This window comes from Streptococcus sp. DTU_2020_1000888_1_SI_GRL_NUU_041A, assembly GCF_032387735.1.
Lineage (GTDB): Bacteria > Bacillota > Bacilli > Lactobacillales > Streptococcaceae > Streptococcus > Streptococcus sanguinis.
Window position 1 is genome coordinate 620,892 of record NZ_CP135591.1, and the last position, 15,092, is coordinate 635,983.

A 15,092-nucleotide genomic window follows, 5' to 3' on the forward strand; every position below is an offset into this window, starting at 1 on the left:
AGCGTGTATGAAAGAGATTATTGCAAAACTAGCTGATTTTAAGGATTTAAGCAGCGCTGAGATGACAGATGTGATTGAGCGTATTGTCACCGGACGGGTGACAGAGTCTCAAATTGTAGCTTTCTTACTGGGGCTTAAGATGAAGGGGGAGACGATTGAGGAACGAACTGCTTTGGCTCAGGTAATGCGAGGCCATGCTAAGCAGATTCCAACCACTATTCGCACTGCCATGGACAATTGCGGTACGGGTGGGGACAAGTCTTTCAGCTTCAATGTTTCGACTACAGCAGCTTTTGTACTGGCAGGTGGCGGGATTAAGATGGCTAAGCACGGCAATCGCTCCATTTCTTCTAAGTCAGGCTCAGCTGATGTGTTAGAAGCTCTGGGGATTAATCTAGACTTGGACGCTGCTAGCTTGGGCAAGGTTTTTGAGCAGACAGGTATCGTTTTTCTCTTTGCAAAGAATATGCATCCAGCTATGAAATACATTATGCCAGCCCGCCTTAGCCTAGGCATTCCCACTATCATGAATCTAACTGGCCCCCTTATCCATCCCATGAGTCTAGAAACTCAGCTTTTGGGGACCAGCCGGCCGGATATGCTAGAGAGTACGGCAGAGGTTTTGAAAAATATGGGCCGTAAGCGTGCAGTAGTTGTGTCGGGGCCGGATGGTCTGGATGAGGCGGGTCTTCATGGCCGTACCCAGTATGCTCTGTTGGAAAATGGGCAAATCAGCCTGCACAGCTTTCTGCCATCAGATATTGGCATGAAAGAGATAGCTCTTGAAGCGATTCGTGGAGGCAATGCCAAGGAAAATGCAGAAATTCTGCTATCTGTCCTGCAAAATCAAGCCAGTCCCTATCTAGAAACGACAGTGCTGAATGCGGGATTGGGCTTCTATGCTAATGGGAAATCAGACAGCATAGAAAAAGGAATAGCTTTGGCTCGCCAAGTGATTGCTAGTGGGGCAGCCTATGAAAAACTCAAGCAACTACAGGAGTATCAGAAATGAGCAAAGAATTTCTCCCAACTATTCTAAAGCAAAAAGAGCAGGAAGTGGCGGCCATGTCTTATGAAGAGCTGCAACCTCTGCGCTCGACCTATTCCCTCTATGAGTATCTCAAAAGCCATCCTCAAGAGCTGCAGCTGATTGCTGAGGTCAAAAAAGCCAGCCCAAGTCTAGGAGATATTAATCTCGGAGTGGATATTGTGGAGCAGGCTGGCACCTATCAACGATGCGATGCAGCAATGATTTCGGTCCTGACAGATGAGATTTTCTTCAAAGGACATCTGGATTACCTGAGAGAGATTTCCAGCCGAGTGACCATTCCAACCCTCAATAAGGACTTTATTATTGATGAAAAACAGATTGTTCGCGCCCGCAATGCTGGTGCGACAGTTATTCTTCTGATTGTGGCTGCCTTGTCTGAAAAGCGGCTGCAAGAACTCTATGATTTTGCGATGGGGTTAGGCTTGGAAGTTCTGGTCGAAACCCATAATCTGGCTGAGCTGGAAATTGCCCATAGAATAGGAGCTCGGATTATCGGTGTTAATAACCGCAATCTAGTTACTTTTGAGACAGATATCAATACAAGTCTCCAGCTGTCTGCCCATTTCAAAGATGACAGGGTTTACATATCTGAGTCCGCTATTTTCAGCAAGGAAGATGCTGAGTTAGTAGCTCCTTATTTCCATGCGATTTTAGTTGGAACAGCCCTGATGCAGGCTGAGAATGTGGCAGAAAAAATCAAGGAGCTGAAAATTGACAAAGGTTAAGATTTGCGGCTTATCAATGGCCAGCGCTGTGGAAACGGCATGCCAGGCTGGTGCGGATTACATTGGATTTGTCTTTGCTGAGAGCCGTCGGAGGGTCAGTTTGGAGCAAGCTCAGAAGCTAGCTGCCTTGGTGCCGCCTGCTGTCCGAAAGGTAGGAGTTTTCGTCTCTCCGAGCTTGGCAGAGCTGCAGGAAGCTATTTCGGTGGCAAATCTGGATTTGGTGCAGATTCATGGCGATTTTAATAAAGATCTTCTGACTGAGATTGGCCGGCCGGTTATTCGAGCTTATCAGGTCAAGGGAGCGTTAAAAGATGTCAGCCAACAAGCGGACTACCTGCTCTTTGATGCACCTCTTGCTGGTAGTGGTCAGACCTTTGATTGGCAATCTTTTGACAAGAATCAAATCCACCAGCCCTTCTTTATCGCCGGTGGTTTGAATGCAGGAAATGTCCGAGAAGCGATTCAGCACTTCGCCCCTTACGCAGTTGATGTCTCAAGCGGGGTCGAGACTGACGGCCAGAAGGACTTAGAAAAGATAAAAGAATTTATAGAAAGAGTGAAACATGGCATATAATCAACCCAATCAAGAAGGATTTTACGGTGAGTTTGGTGGGCGCTTTGTTCCCGAAACGCTGATGACAGCGGTTTTGGAGCTGGATAAAGCCTACCGTGAGAGTAAAAAAGACTCAGCCTTTCAGGCTGAGCTGGACGAGTTGCTGAAGCAGTATGTAGGGCGGGAGAATCCTCTCTATTTTGCAAAAAATCTGACAGCCTATGCTGGCGGTGCTAAGATTTATCTGAAGCGGGAAGACCTCAACCATACTGGAGCTCATAAAATCAATAACGCCCTAGGGCAGGTCCTGCTAGCTAAGAGAATGGGCAAGAAGAAAATCATTGCAGAGACTGGTGCGGGTCAGCATGGAGTAGCTACAGCCACTGCTGCAGCCCTTTTCAACATGGACTGTACTATCTACATGGGCGAAGAAGATGTCAAGCGCCAAGCCCTCAATGTCTTTCGGATGGAACTTTTAGGAGCTAAGGTAGAATCTGTGACTGATGGCTCTCGAGTTCTCAAGGATGCAGTCAATGCTGCCTTGCGAGCTTGGGTGGCTCAGGTCGATGATACTCACTATATTATGGGGTCGGCCTTGGGACCTCATCCCTTCCCAGAGATTGTCCGCGACTATCAGAGCGTGATTGGGCGTGAGGCCAAGCGCCAGTTTGCTGAGCAAAATGCAGGTGCCTTACCCGATGCTTTAGTCGCCTGCGTTGGCGGTGGTTCCAATGCTATTGGGCTCTTTTATCCCTTTGTAGACGATAGCTCAGTGGCTATGTATGGAACAGAAGCAGCTGGGCGGGGCGTGGATACAGATGAACACGCTGCAACCTTAACTAAAGGCCGGCCAGGTGTTTTACACGGTGCCTTGATGGATGTCTTGCAGGATGAGCAAGGCCAGATTCTGGAAGCTTTCTCTATCTCTGCCGGGCTGGACTATCCGGGCATCGGTCCTGAACATTCTCATTTTAATGCTATCCAGCGCGCCACTTATGTCCCAGTCACAGATGAAGAAGCCTTGGAAGCCTTCCAGCTTCTGTCTCGTATCGAAGGGATTATCCCTGCTCTAGAGTCTAGCCACGCTATTGCTTACGCAGTTAAGCTGGCTAAGGAGTTGGGGCCAGATAAATCAATGATTGTCTGCCTATCCGGCCGTGGTGACAAGGATGTCGTTCAGGTAAAGGAACGCTTGGAAAGAGAAGCGGCTCAAAAAGGAGGTGCCCATGACTAAAACACTCACTCAGCATTTAGAGGCCATCAAAAAAGCAGGTAAAGGAATTTTCCTTCCTTATATCATGGCTGGTGATCACGAGAAAGGTTTAGCAGGATTAGCAGAAACTATCGCATTTTTGGAAAACTTGGGTGTGTCAGCCATTGAAATCGGCCTGCCATTTTCAGACCCTGTTGCAGATGGGCCGGTTATCGAAGAAGCCGGTCTGAGAAGTCTGGGTCACCATACTTCGGCCAAGTCTTTAATCGCAAGCTTGCAGAAGTTGGACACACAGCTTCCTCTCATTATCATGACCTACTTCAATCCCATTTTCCAGTACGGTCTCAAAGATTTCGTCAAGGATTTGGCTACGACACCGGTTAAAGGATTGATTATTCCGGATCTGCCCTACGAACATAGAAATTTCATCTTGCCTTTACTGGAAGATTCAGATCTTGCTCTTATTCCTTTAGTGAGCCTGACGACTGGACTAGAACGTCAGCAGGAGCTGATCAAGGAAGCTGAAGGTTTTATCTACGCTGTAGCCATCAACGGTGTGACGGGTAAGAGCGGAAGTTACCGCAATGATTTGGACCAGCATTTGAGCAAGCTCCATGATATTGCTGAGATTCCAGTACTGACGGGCTTTGGCGTTTCAACTTTAGAGGATGTTGACCGCTTCAATCAAGTCTCAGACGGAGTCATTGTCGGATCCAAGATTGTCAAAGCTCTTCATGAAAAGGACGCCAGTATAGCAGCCTTTATCCAAGAAGCAGCAGCTTATAAGAAATAATCACCACCGCACCAAACAAAAGACAAGGTACAAATGCTAGCCTGTCTTTTTTCTTTTTAAAGCAGAAACAGGCGAGGCCAGAGAAACTAGCGATTTGGATAAGGATGAGAGTCTCCGTCAGGCTGAAAATGGCTGAGCAAGACGCCAGAAAGAGAAAGTCACCAGCTCCAATACGAAGATTATAAAAGAAGGCTAGAAGTCCTAAGGCTAAAAAGAAGAGTATGAGAAGATTAACGCCTGCTGTCATTAGCAGCAAAAGCTGAAAAACCAACCAGATCATCAAAGGGTATTGCTGCTCTCTTTGATCGTAGATAGCTAAGGTTAAGCCCATGGTGACTACCAATAATTGACTAATGGAAAGAATGCTCAGAGAAGTTGCCAGAAAAAGACCGCCCAAGAGACATTCAAAAAATAAATAGCGTAAGGGAATCTTGTCTCCGCAGAAGCGGCAACGAAGCCGGTTCATGGCTTGGGAAAAAATAGGAATCAAATCACGCGGTGCTAATCTTTTCCCGCAGGCATTGCAATGACTAGCGGGAGAGATGACAGACCGCTCTGGGAAGCGGTCGATGACCAAGCCTAGGAATGAAGCAAAGACAGTGCCAAGTAGAAAAAAGTATAGATGAATCATACTTATTTATTCGTAATTTTAAACAGAAAAATTCTGAAATTTTGCAACTTTTCTAATAAAGTCTTTTTTTGAATCTTTTGTCTTGACTTTCTTATTTAGAAGCATTATAATTAAACCATAATCTAAAAAGATTAGAATCATTATAAATAAAAACGAGGTAGATACAATGACACAAGTAAAAAATGGTGCAGCAACTGACGTAGCAACTTTCAGCAATCAAAAGGCTTTGCCAAAGACTAAGGCTATTCTTAACCAAGTAGTGGCAGACCTTTATACAGCTCATATCGCTCTTCACCAAGTTCACTGGTATATGCGTGGCGCAGGCTTCATGGTTTGGCATCCAAAAATGGATGAATACATGGAAACTTTGGATACAACTTTAGATGAAGTCAGCGAGCGCTTGATTACACTGGGAGGCAAGCCTTATTCTACGTTGACCGAGTTTATCCAACACAGCAAGATTGAAGAAAAAGCTGGTGAATTCAGCAAGAATGTAGAAGAAAGTCTGGCGCGTGTGATTGAGATTTTCCGCTATCTGACAGGTCTTTACCAAGAAGCTTTGGATGTAACAGATGAAGAAGGGGACGATGTAACCAATGATATCTTTGTCGGTGCCAAGGCTGACCTTGAAAAGACTATCTGGATGCTGACAGCTGAAATTGGTCAAGCACCAGGTTTATAAAAAAATTATCCATGCGAAACAGAAAGGAAACAGGCTTTCCTTTCTGTTTTTTCATCTTGAAAAGCGCTGGAAAATCTGATAAAATATAGCTCATGAAAACCCTGTATGATGTTCAGCAATTTCTTAAAAGTTTCGGAATCATTATCTATATGGGCAAGCGCCTTTACGATATTGAGATGATGAAAATTGAGCTGAAGAGGATTTACGATGCCGGTCTAATGGATAAGCTAGCTTATTTTGAGGCGGAGGCAGTCTTGCGACGAGAACATCGCTTAGAGTTAGAATATTTAGAAAAGAAAAAGGAGACTTGAGATGACAATTTGGATTTTGTGGGCGGTACTTTTAGGAATAATTGGCTGGATGGGCTTTAATTATTTGCGCCTTCGTCAGGCAGCAAAAATCGTGGATAACGGAGAATTTGAAGGCTTGATTCGCCAAGGTCAGTTGGTTGATCTGCGGGATCCATCAGATTTTCACCGGAAGCATATCTTAGGCGCTCGCAATATTCCATCTCAGCAGCTCAAGGATAGTGTCGGTGCACTTCGTAAGGACAAGGCTGTTCTCCTCTATGAAAATAGTCGTGGTCAGCGCGTGACCAATGCGGCTCTGTATCTGAAAAAACAAGGATTTAAAGAAATTTATATTCTTTCTTATGGGTTGGATTCTTGGAATGGCAAGGTGAAAGCTAGTTAACATAAATCAAAAATTTGTCGCATTATATATACAAAGCCAGTTTCTTATGTTATAATAAATTGATATTAATTTTAAGGAGTTTTTAGAACATGCAAGAAAAGAAAAAATCCTCTCTTGTTTTAGGTATCCTATCTATCATCTTTGGTTTTTTCATTCCATTGGTAGGTCTTATTTTGGGTATTATAGGTTTGGTGTTGGCTAATTCACAGCAAAAAGAGTCTAAATTAGACTATAAAACAGAAAAAATTCTGGGTATCGTAGGGATTGTAATTTCCGTAATTGTTTGGATTCTAAATGTCATGGTACTTATGAACGGAGCAGGCTACTAACAAAAAAGCTTTATTTTTAAAGCTTTTTTGTTTTACCGACTTTTCTCTAAATGTTTTTTAATAATCCCTAATTCTTCTTGGTTCAAAGCATGGTAATCGCCTTTTGCTAGATCTGGGTCTAATGTAAAATCTCCGAATTGAATTCGCTTGAGATAGGTGACCTTGACACCAATTGCCAGAAACATCTTTTTAATCTGGTGGAATTTCCCCTCGGAAATCTTGACGGTAGCACGGCTCAGACTGGAGCTGCTGGAGAGGATAGAGAGCTGGGCGGGCTGACAGATGGTGCCGTCTAAAAAGCGAATGCCTTCTTGAAAGGCAATTTTATCCTGAGAGGTTAAAGGTCCATTGACTTCTACATAGTAAGTTTTTTCGACATGATATTGAGGGTGCAGCAGCTGAAATCCCAAAGGACCATTATCGGTAATCAAAAGAAGTCCTTCTGTATCTCTATCCAGCCGTCCGATAGAGTAAAGATTTTCTTTTTCTATCTCCTTATCCAGCAAATCCAGGACAGTCAATTTTTCAGCGTCACGATTGGCAGTGACTGCACCTGCGGGTTTATTCAGCATGTAGTAATGGTGGGCAGGACCGCTGACCTGTTTTCCTTGAAAAGTAATCTGCTGCAGGCCGGTATCAACGTTTTGGCTGAGTTTGCAGGCGGGCTTACCATCCACTAAAATCTGTTTTTGCAAAAGGCTTTGTTTCATCTTTTTTCGGCTGATATGATTGGCAGCCAGCAGTTGGTCGAGGCGCATCTGTTTTCCTTGTTTTTTTCTAAATCATATCATAAATTTTCAGGATGGGAAATGCAAATACTCATGCAGCTCCCATATTTTTTAATGAAAACATTTACACTTATCAAAGCCGTGTTTTTTGCCTGCGTCTGTGGTATAATTGTTCAGTTAGAAATAAAATTTAAAAATTCAGAGGAAATCATGACAAAATTAAGAGAAGATATCCGTAACATTGCGATTATCGCCCACGTTGACCACGGGAAAACAACCCTCGTTGACGAATTATTGAAGCAGTCTGAAACTCTTGATGCTCGTACAGAGTTGGCAGAGCGTGCTATGGACTCAAACGATATCGAAAAAGAGCGCGGTATTACGATCCTTGCTAAAAATACAGCCGTTGCTTACAATGGAACTCGTATCAATATCATGGACACACCAGGACACGCGGACTTCGGTGGAGAAGTTGAGCGTATCATGAAAATGGTTGACGGTGTTGTTTTGGTGGTAGATGCCTACGAAGGAACCATGCCACAAACTCGTTTCGTATTGAAAAAAGCTCTGGAACAAGACCTTGTCCCAATTGTTGTTGTCAACAAAATCGACAAACCATCAGCTCGCCCAGCAGAAGTAGTGGACGAAGTTTTGGAACTCTTTATCGAGCTTGGTGCAGATGATGATCAGCTTGATTTCCCAGTTGTTTATGCTTCAGCTATCAATGGAACTTCTTCATTGTCAGACGATCCAGCTGATCAAGAAAAAACAATGGCACCAATCTTTGATACCATTATCGACCATATCCCTGCTCCAGTGGACAACTCAGATGAGCCTTTGCAGTTCCAAGTCTCACTCTTGGACTACAATGACTTCGTAGGTCGTATCGGTATCGGGCGTGTCTTCCGTGGTACTGTTAAGGTTGGGGACCAAGTTACTCTTTCTAAACTAGATGGCACCACCAAGAACTTCCGTGTCACAAAACTCTTTGGTTTCTTTGGTTTGGAACGTCGTGAAATCAATGAAGCCAAAGCAGGTGACTTGATTGCTGTTTCAGGTATGGAAGATATCTTTGTTGGTGAAACGATTACTCCAACAGATGCCATTGAACCTCTTCCAATCCTTCACATCGATGAACCAACACTTCAAATGACCTTCTTGGTAAACAACTCACCATTTGCTGGTCGCGAAGGGAAATGGGTAACTTCTCGTAAGGTTGAAGAACGCTTGCAAGCTGAACTGCAAACAGACGTATCCCTTCGTGTTGATCCAACAGATTCACCAGATAAGTGGACCGTTTCAGGTCGTGGCGAATTGCACTTGTCAATCCTGATCGAAACCATGCGTCGTGAAGGATATGAGTTGCAAGTATCTCGTCCAGAAGTTATCGTGAAAGAAATCGACGGCGTTAAGTGCGAGCCATTTGAGCGCGTCCAAATCGATACACCCGAAGAATATCAAGGGTCTGTTATCCAAAGTCTTTCTGAACGTAAGGGCGAAATGTTGGATATGATTTCAACTGGTAATGGTCAAACTCGTTTGGTCTTCCTCGTTCCAGCGCGTGGTTTGATTGGTTACTCAACTGAGTTCTTATCCATGACTCGTGGTTACGGTATCATGAACCATACCTTCGACCAATACTTGCCATTGATTCCAGGTGAAATTGGTGGACGTCACCGTGGTGCGCTTGTTTCCATCGATGCTGGTAAGGCAACGACCTACTCTATCATGTCTATCGAAGAGCGCGGAACTATTTTTGTCAACCCAGGTACTGAGGTTTACGAAGGAATGATCATCGGTGAAAACTCTCGTGAAAATGACTTGACTGTTAATATCACCAAAGCTAAACAGATGACTAACGTTCGTTCTGCAACCAAGGACCAGACAGCAGTTATCAAGACACCTCGTATCTTGACCTTGGAGGAATCTTTGGAATTCTTGAACGACGATGAGTACATGGAAGTAACGCCAGAATCTATTCGTCTGCGTAAGCAAATTTTGAACAAACAAGAACGCGAAAAAGCCAATAAAAAGAAAAAATCAGCTGCAGCTGAATAAGCAAAAGGGAAAGGAGCAGCAAGATGGTTTATCTTATCATTGGGATTTTAATCCTCTTTTTCTACATTTTTGCTGTTCCATCCAGTATTAAAGGGACTGTTAATGCAGTGACTATGGTGCTACTGATTGTAGCCTTAATTATCTTATTTGGCTTAGGCATTTTTAAAATTTTCCAGTTGCCAGCTGAATATTTTGTAGGTTTCGGCCTATCCGTAGTGACCGTCTTGGCTTTGCGGGACATTAACCGTCTAAAGCCGCCAAAGAAATCAAAAAAGAATTTTGATGAAGAATAATAAATGAGCAAAAACTTAGAAAGTCGGACAGACTTTTTGAGTTTTTGCTCTTTTTCTTTACAAAAACAATAGGTTTATGTTACAAAATATTTCAAATAGATGAAAACATATCATTTTTTTCAAAACTTGCTTACAGTCGAAAATAAAAGACTCCTATGTCTTTTTTATTTTCACAAAAAAAGGTAAAATAGAATGAAGTATGAATGGAAGAGGTTGCTTATGAAAAAAATAGCAAATTTTGCCAATAAGAAAGTCTTGGTCCTGGGATTGGCCAAGTCGGGTGAGTCAGCAGCTCGCCTTTTAGATAAATTAGGAGCTATCGTGACAGTTAACGACGGCAAACCTTTTGAGGAAAATCCTGCTGCCCAATCTTTGCTAGAAGAAGGTATTAAAGTGGTGACAGGAGGTCATCCCTTGGAGTTGCTGGACGAAGATTTTGAACTAATGGTGAAAAATCCAGGTATTCCTTATGACAATGCCATGGTCGTCCGAGCTCTGGAGAAGAAGATTCCAGTCATTACTGAAGTCGAGTTGGCTTATCTCATTTCAGAAGCACCGATTATTGGTATTACGGGATCAAACGGAAAAACGACGACTACAACCATGATTGCGCAAGCCTTGACGGCTGGCGGCCAGAATGGTCTTTTGTCTGGTAATATCGGTTATCCTGCTAGTCAGGTAGCCCAAACAGCCAGCAGCAAGGATACGCTGGTCATGGAATTGTCTTCCTTCCAGTTGATGGGGATTGAGGATTTTCATCCGCAAATCGCTGTTATTACTAACCTCATGCCGACTCATTTGGATTATCACGGCTCTGTTGAGGGCTATGCAGCTGCCAAGTGGAATATCCAGAAAAACATGACAGCTGATGATTATTTGGTTTTGAATTTCAATCAAGATTGGGCCAAGGAAATGGCTAGCCAGACTCAGGCTACTGTTGTCCCTTTTTCAACAACTGAAAAGGTGGATGGTGCCTATTTAGAAGGTGATGTCTTGACCTTCCGTGGAGAAGCGATTATGCAGGCGGCTGAAATCGGTGTTCCTGGCAGTCATAATGTCGAAAACGCTCTGGCTACAATTGCTGTGGCCAAACTGCGTGGCATTGACAATCAGACGATCAAAGAAGTCTTGTCTGCTTTTGGTGGTGTTAAGCACCGTCTCCAGTATGTGGGACGTGTAAATGAGGTTGCCTTTTACAATGATAGTAAGTCTACCAATATCTTGGCAACCCAGAAAGCCCTATCTGGTTTTGACAATAGCAAGGTGATTCTGATTGCAGGCGGCTTGGACCGTGGCAATGAATTTGACGAGTTGGTGCCTGACCTCAAAGGGCTCAAGAAAATGGTGATCTTAGGACAATCAGCTGCGCGTGTAAAGAGGGCGGCTGATCTGGCAGGTGTTTCTTATCTGGATGCGACTGATGTCCGGGATGCAGCTCATAAGGCCTATTCTCAATCGGAGCCAGGAGACATTGTCTTGCTCAGTCCTGCCAATGCTAGCTGGGATATGTATAGTAATTTTGAAGTCCGTGGCGATGAATTTCTCGCTGCATTTGAAGAATTAAAAGGTTAAGATGAAAAAGATTGTATTTACAGGTGGAGGAACGGTTGGGCATGTAACCCTCAACCTTCTCCTGATTCCAAAATTTATCAAAGAAGGCTGGCAGGTTCATTATATTGGCGATAAGCATGGTATTGAGTATCAGGAAATCCAAAAGTCTGGACTAGACGTGACCTTCCATTCGGTAGCTACGGGCAAGCTTCGCCGCTACTTTTCATGGCAGAATCTGCTGGATGGCTTTAAGGTCGTCTGGGGTATTTTCCAGTCGCTGGGTATTATGCTCAAGGTACGGCCGCAGGCTCTCTTTTCTAAGGGAGGCTTTGTATCCGTTCCGCCCGTGATTGCAGCCCGACTGTCAGGAGTGCCTGTATATGTTCATGAGTCGGATCTATCCATTGGCTTGGCCAATAAAATCGCCTATAAGTGTGCGACCAAGATGTATGCGACCTTTGAGCAACCTTCCAGTCTGACCAAGATTGAGCATGTCGGAGCTGTGACCAAGGTCGGTAACCAAGAGTCAGTCCCACCGCAGGAACTAGAAGAAATCCGTCAGTATTTTGATAAAGAGCTGCCTACTCTGCTTTTTGTCGGTGGTTCTGCTGGTGCTAAGGTCTTTAATGACTTTGTCAGCCAGAATCAAGCTGCGCTGACCGAGCGTTATAACGTTATCAATCTGACAGGCGATGCAAGTTTGGATGTTCTGTCTGAACGTCTCTTTCGCAGAGCCTATGTGACCGACATCTACCAGCCTTTGATGGACTTGGCAGATGTAGTGGTGACACGCGGCGGTTCCAATACAATCTTTGAGCTCTTGGCTATGGCTAAGCTTCATATTATCGTTCCTCTGGGACGTGAAGTCAGTCGTGGCGATCAGATTGAAAATGCCGATTATTTTGTGAAAAAGGGATATGCCAAGCAATTGGCAGAGGAACAGCTGGATATGAGCAATTTACAGGCAGCACTTGATGACCTTTTGGCGAATCAGGCTTCTTATCATCAAGCTATGAAAAATTCTCAGGAAATCAAGTCTGTAGATGAATTTTATGCTTTATTGAAGGCGGATATTGACAAAGGAAAGAAATGAGCAAGAAAAACCACGATGAGCCAAAGGAAGAGGTAAGCGAACACCTCTCAGAATGGCAGAAACGAAACAAAGAATATCTTGAAAAGAAGGCTCAGGAAGAGGCCAGCAAACAAAAGAAACTGGAAGAAGAGGAAGCAAAAGAAGCTGAAGCTGAGGACTCAATTGAAAGCGAAGAAATAGCTGAAGAGACGGAAGAAGATGACTCATCTTATGAAGAGGAAGAAACAGAGTATTTGGAAGATGACTCATTTGAACCTGAGCTAGAGACCGAATTGAGCGAGAAAGAGCGCAAAAAACTGGAGAAACTTCAGAAAAAGGCAGAAAAAGAAGCTGCTAAGGTGCATATTTCAAGGGTTCATATTTATCGAGCACTGCCGGTTTTGCTGGGCAGTGGCTTGATTTTTCTCCTGTCAGTTTATTTTTTGACACCACTAGCGACCATGAAGACTATCAAATTTTCAGGGAACCAAATGGTCAGTCAGGAAGAACTGCTCAAAAGCAGTAAGATTGATGAGAAGGACTATACTTTAACAACCTTTATCAATGGCGGTAATCATATCCGCAATATGAAAGCGTCTAGTCCTTGGATTAACAACCTGGAGATGGCTTATCAGTTTCCGATTACTTTTCAGGTAAAGGTCAAGGAGTACGGAGTTCTGGCCTATCTGCATGAGGGTGGGCAGTACTATCCTATTCTGACAAATGGGGAGATTATTTCGGAACCAACTGCTGCAGATTCTATGCCGGAAACCCATATTTCGATAGAGTTTTCAGATAAAAAATTGATTAAGGAATTTGCCCTTCAAATTGAAAAGGTACCGGCTTCGGTTAAGAAAAATATTAAGACAGTTCAGCTGACCCCGAGCAAGGTGACACCGGATTTGGTAACGCTGACCATGCATGACGGCAATAAAATCTTGGTACCAATTTCACATATTGCTAAAAAACTGCCATATTACAAGGGAATCCAATCACAGTTGGAAGAGGATGTGCCTAGTGTTGTAGATATGGAAGCAGGGATTTTTAGTTATGTTGAAGGGGCTCAAAACGAGTCGTCTTCTTCTGACGAAGAAAAGCAGAAAGCAGAAGAGGAAGCGACGGGACAGCCAACAGAACAAGCGGCTGAGCAGGTGACAGAAAGTCAGGAACAAGAACCTGCAGAGCCGCAAAATTCGACAGAAAACCCGGGAACTGCTGAAAATCGCTAAATTATATGTAGAAAAACTGCACATTTTCAGTTTCTTTATGTTATAATAAAGCTTGGGTAACTCTAATTTTTAGCGTTATTAGTATAGACCGGAAACATGGAAGATAGAGAGGACTGGTGTAATGGCTAGAGACGGCTTTTTTACTGGATTAGATATAGGAACTAGCTCAATTAAAGTGTTGGTGGCAGAGCACATCAACGATGAAATGAATGTTATTGGGGTCAGCAACGCAAAAAGCGCTGGCGTTAAAGATGGAATTATTGTTGATATTGAGGCTGCTGCTGCTGCCATTAAGACAGCTATTTCTCAAGCAGAAGAAAAGGCAGGCATTTCAATTGGTTTAGTTAATGTCGGACTTCCGGCTAATCTCTTACAGATTGAGCCAACTCAGGGCATGATTCCTGTGACTAGTGATTCTAAGGAAATCACAGATACAGATGTAGAGAATGTTGTTAGATCTGCTCTGACTAAGAGCATGACTCCTGATCGTGAAGTGATTACTTTCATTCCAGAAGAGTTTGTAGTGGATGGTTTCCAAGGGATTCGTGACCCACGCGGTATGATGGGGATTCGCTTAGAAATGCGTGGTCTTCTCTACACTGGACCACGGACTATTCTCCACAATCTCCGCAAGACAGTGGAGCGCGCGGGAGTTCAGCTTGAGAACGTTATTATCTCCCCATTGGCTATGACTAAGTCAATCTTGAACGAAGGGGAACGTGAGTTTGGCGCAACTGTTATTGATATGGGCGGCGGCCAAACTACAGTGGCTTCTGTTAGAGGTCAAGAGCTTCAATATACGAATATATACCAAGAAGGCGGCGACTACGTAACCAAGGACATCTCCAAGGTTTTGAAGACTTCGCAAAAGTTGGCTGAAAGTCTCAAGTTTAACTATGGATCTGCTTATGTTCCTGAAGCTGGTACAGAGTCCTTCCAAGTAGAAGTGATTGGAGAGATTGAGCCGGTTGAAGTAACTGAAAAGTATCTGGCTGAAATTATTTCTGCTCGTATCCAACACATTTTTGAGCAAATCAAACGTGATTTGGATAAAAGGCATCTTCTCGAGTTGCCAGGTGGTATTGTGATTATTGGTGGAGCAGCTATTCTTCCAGGAGTGGTTGAGCTTGCTCAGGAAGTGTTTGGCGTGAATGTCAAGCTTTATGTGCCAAATCAAATCGGCATTCGCAATCCAGCCTTTGCACATGTTATCAGCCTGTCAGAGTACGCTGGAAACTTAACAGATGTGGATATGCTGGCTCAGGTTGCTGTTCATGGTGATGAGCAACTGCGCCATCGACCTGTATCCTTTGAACGTCCTGTTCAGTCAGTACCACGCTTTGAACCTCAGCCAGCTGATGAGATTCCTGAGGAGCCGGTCCAAGAAGTTCCAGTTGCAAGTTCTGATGTGTCAAACCAAGAACCAAAAACAGGTATTACAGATCGGATGCGCAACCTAATTGGCAAAATGTTTGATTAAGGAGAATACAG

Annotated in this window: 17 protein-coding genes; 15 read left to right on the top strand and 2 right to left on the bottom strand. The window is 43.8% G+C overall.

Annotated features, from left to right (window positions below; all coding sequences use genetic code 11):
* Nucleotides 1-7: 7 nt before the first annotated feature.
* Genes trpD through trpA form a run of 5 tightly spaced genes read left to right on the top strand, consistent with a single transcriptional unit; the run spans nt 8 to nt 4,335 of the window.
* The gene (trpD, locus tag RSK81_RS03165) at nt 8-1,012 is read left to right on the top strand and encodes an anthranilate phosphoribosyltransferase (RefSeq protein ID WP_002925579.1); all 1,005 of its coding nucleotides are present in this window, start codon (nt 8-10) and stop codon (nt 1,010-1,012) included.
* The gene (gene trpC, locus RSK81_RS03170) at nt 1,009-1,776 is read left to right on the top strand and encodes an indole-3-glycerol phosphate synthase TrpC (RefSeq protein ID WP_315687404.1); all 768 of its coding nucleotides are present in this window, start codon (nt 1,009-1,011) and stop codon (nt 1,774-1,776) included. The genes trpD and trpC overlap by 4 nt, the downstream gene beginning before the upstream one ends.
* Nucleotides 1,763-2,350, top strand: coding sequence for a phosphoribosylanthranilate isomerase (locus RSK81_RS03175; RefSeq protein ID WP_101771128.1), 588 nt, complete (start codon nt 1,763-1,765; stop codon nt 2,348-2,350). Before trpC ends, RSK81_RS03175 begins: the two co-directional genes overlap by 14 nt.
* Nucleotides 2,340-3,563 (top strand): tryptophan synthase subunit beta, encoded by a 1,224-nt coding sequence (gene trpB, locus RSK81_RS03180; protein ID WP_002925576.1) that lies wholly within the window; start codon nt 2,340-2,342, stop codon nt 3,561-3,563. The genes RSK81_RS03175 and trpB overlap by 11 nt, the downstream gene beginning before the upstream one ends.
* Nucleotides 3,556-4,335, top strand: coding sequence for a tryptophan synthase subunit alpha (gene trpA / locus RSK81_RS03185; RefSeq protein ID WP_315687406.1), 780 nt, complete (start codon nt 3,556-3,558; stop codon nt 4,333-4,335). The genes trpB and trpA overlap by 8 nt, the downstream gene beginning before the upstream one ends.
* Here the strand turns inward: trpA and RSK81_RS03190 are convergent.
* Nucleotides 4,304-4,966 carry a prepilin peptidase gene (locus tag RSK81_RS03190; RefSeq protein ID WP_002925573.1) on the bottom strand — a complete coding sequence of 221 codons (663 nt, stop codon included), beginning with the start codon at nt 4,964-4,966 and terminating at the stop codon, nt 4,304-4,306. The genes trpA and RSK81_RS03190 overlap by 32 nt on opposite strands.
* 166 nt (nt 4,967-5,132) lie before the next feature.
* On the opposite strand from RSK81_RS03190, the gene RSK81_RS03195 reads away from it, so the two are divergent.
* From RSK81_RS03195 to RSK81_RS03210, 4 genes are all read left to right on the top strand, one after another.
* Nucleotides 5,133-5,648 carry a Dps family protein gene (locus tag RSK81_RS03195; protein WP_002898046.1) on the top strand — a complete coding sequence of 172 codons (516 nt, stop codon included), beginning with the start codon at nt 5,133-5,135 and terminating at the stop codon, nt 5,646-5,648.
* Between the two features lie 92 nt (nt 5,649-5,740).
* Nucleotides 5,741-5,959 (top strand): YqgQ family protein, encoded by a 219-nt coding sequence (locus RSK81_RS03200; RefSeq protein WP_002898045.1) that lies wholly within the window; start codon nt 5,741-5,743, stop codon nt 5,957-5,959.
* Between the two features lies 1 nt (nt 5,960).
* A complete protein-coding gene (locus tag RSK81_RS03205; protein ID WP_002904037.1) occupies nt 5,961-6,341 on the top strand; it encodes a rhodanese-like domain-containing protein in 381 nt (126 codons plus the stop codon).
* 89 nt (nt 6,342-6,430) lie between these two features.
* Nucleotides 6,431-6,670, top strand: coding sequence for a DUF4190 domain-containing protein (locus tag RSK81_RS03210; protein ID WP_101771131.1), 240 nt, complete (start codon nt 6,431-6,433; stop codon nt 6,668-6,670).
* A 32-nt stretch (nt 6,671-6,702) separates the two neighbouring features.
* Here the strand turns inward: RSK81_RS03210 and RSK81_RS03215 are convergent, their stop codons facing one another.
* A complete protein-coding gene (locus RSK81_RS03215) occupies nt 6,703-7,428 on the bottom strand; it encodes a pseudouridine synthase (RefSeq protein ID WP_125330355.1) in 726 nt (241 codons plus the stop codon).
* A gap of 180 nt (nt 7,429-7,608) precedes the next feature.
* Between RSK81_RS03215 and typA the strand changes: the two genes are divergently transcribed.
* The 6 genes from typA to ftsA all read left to right on the top strand — a co-directional run bounded on the left by typA (nt 7,609) and on the right by ftsA (nt 15,081).
* Complete coding sequence (gene typA / locus RSK81_RS03220; protein WP_002932699.1) at nt 7,609-9,456, top strand: translational GTPase TypA; 1,848 nt, start codon at nt 7,609-7,611, stop codon at nt 9,454-9,456.
* Between the two features lie 23 nt (nt 9,457-9,479).
* On the top strand, nt 9,480-9,749 hold the full coding sequence (locus RSK81_RS03225) for a DUF3165 family protein (RefSeq protein WP_002898040.1): 270 nt from the start codon (nt 9,480-9,482) through the stop codon (nt 9,747-9,749).
* Between the two features lie 219 nt (nt 9,750-9,968).
* Entirely contained in the window at nt 9,969-11,321 is a 1,353-nt protein-coding gene (gene murD, locus RSK81_RS03230; RefSeq protein ID WP_032913535.1) for a UDP-N-acetylmuramoyl-L-alanine--D-glutamate ligase, read from the top strand.
* A 1-nt stretch (nt 11,322) separates the two neighbouring features.
* Nucleotides 11,323-12,393, top strand: coding sequence for a UDP-N-acetylglucosamine--N-acetylmuramyl-(pentapeptide) pyrophosphoryl-undecaprenol N-acetylglucosamine transferase (locus RSK81_RS03235; RefSeq protein WP_049553444.1), 1,071 nt, complete (start codon nt 11,323-11,325; stop codon nt 12,391-12,393).
* A complete protein-coding gene (locus tag RSK81_RS03240) occupies nt 12,390-13,601 on the top strand; it encodes a cell division protein FtsQ/DivIB (RefSeq protein WP_315687409.1) in 1,212 nt (403 codons plus the stop codon). Before RSK81_RS03235 ends, RSK81_RS03240 begins: the two co-directional genes overlap by 4 nt.
* A gap of 121 nt (nt 13,602-13,722) precedes the next feature.
* The gene (gene ftsA / locus RSK81_RS03245) at nt 13,723-15,081 is read left to right on the top strand and encodes a cell division protein FtsA (protein ID WP_315687410.1); all 1,359 of its coding nucleotides are present in this window, start codon (nt 13,723-13,725) and stop codon (nt 15,079-15,081) included.
* Nucleotides 15,082-15,092: the final 11 nt, after the last annotated feature.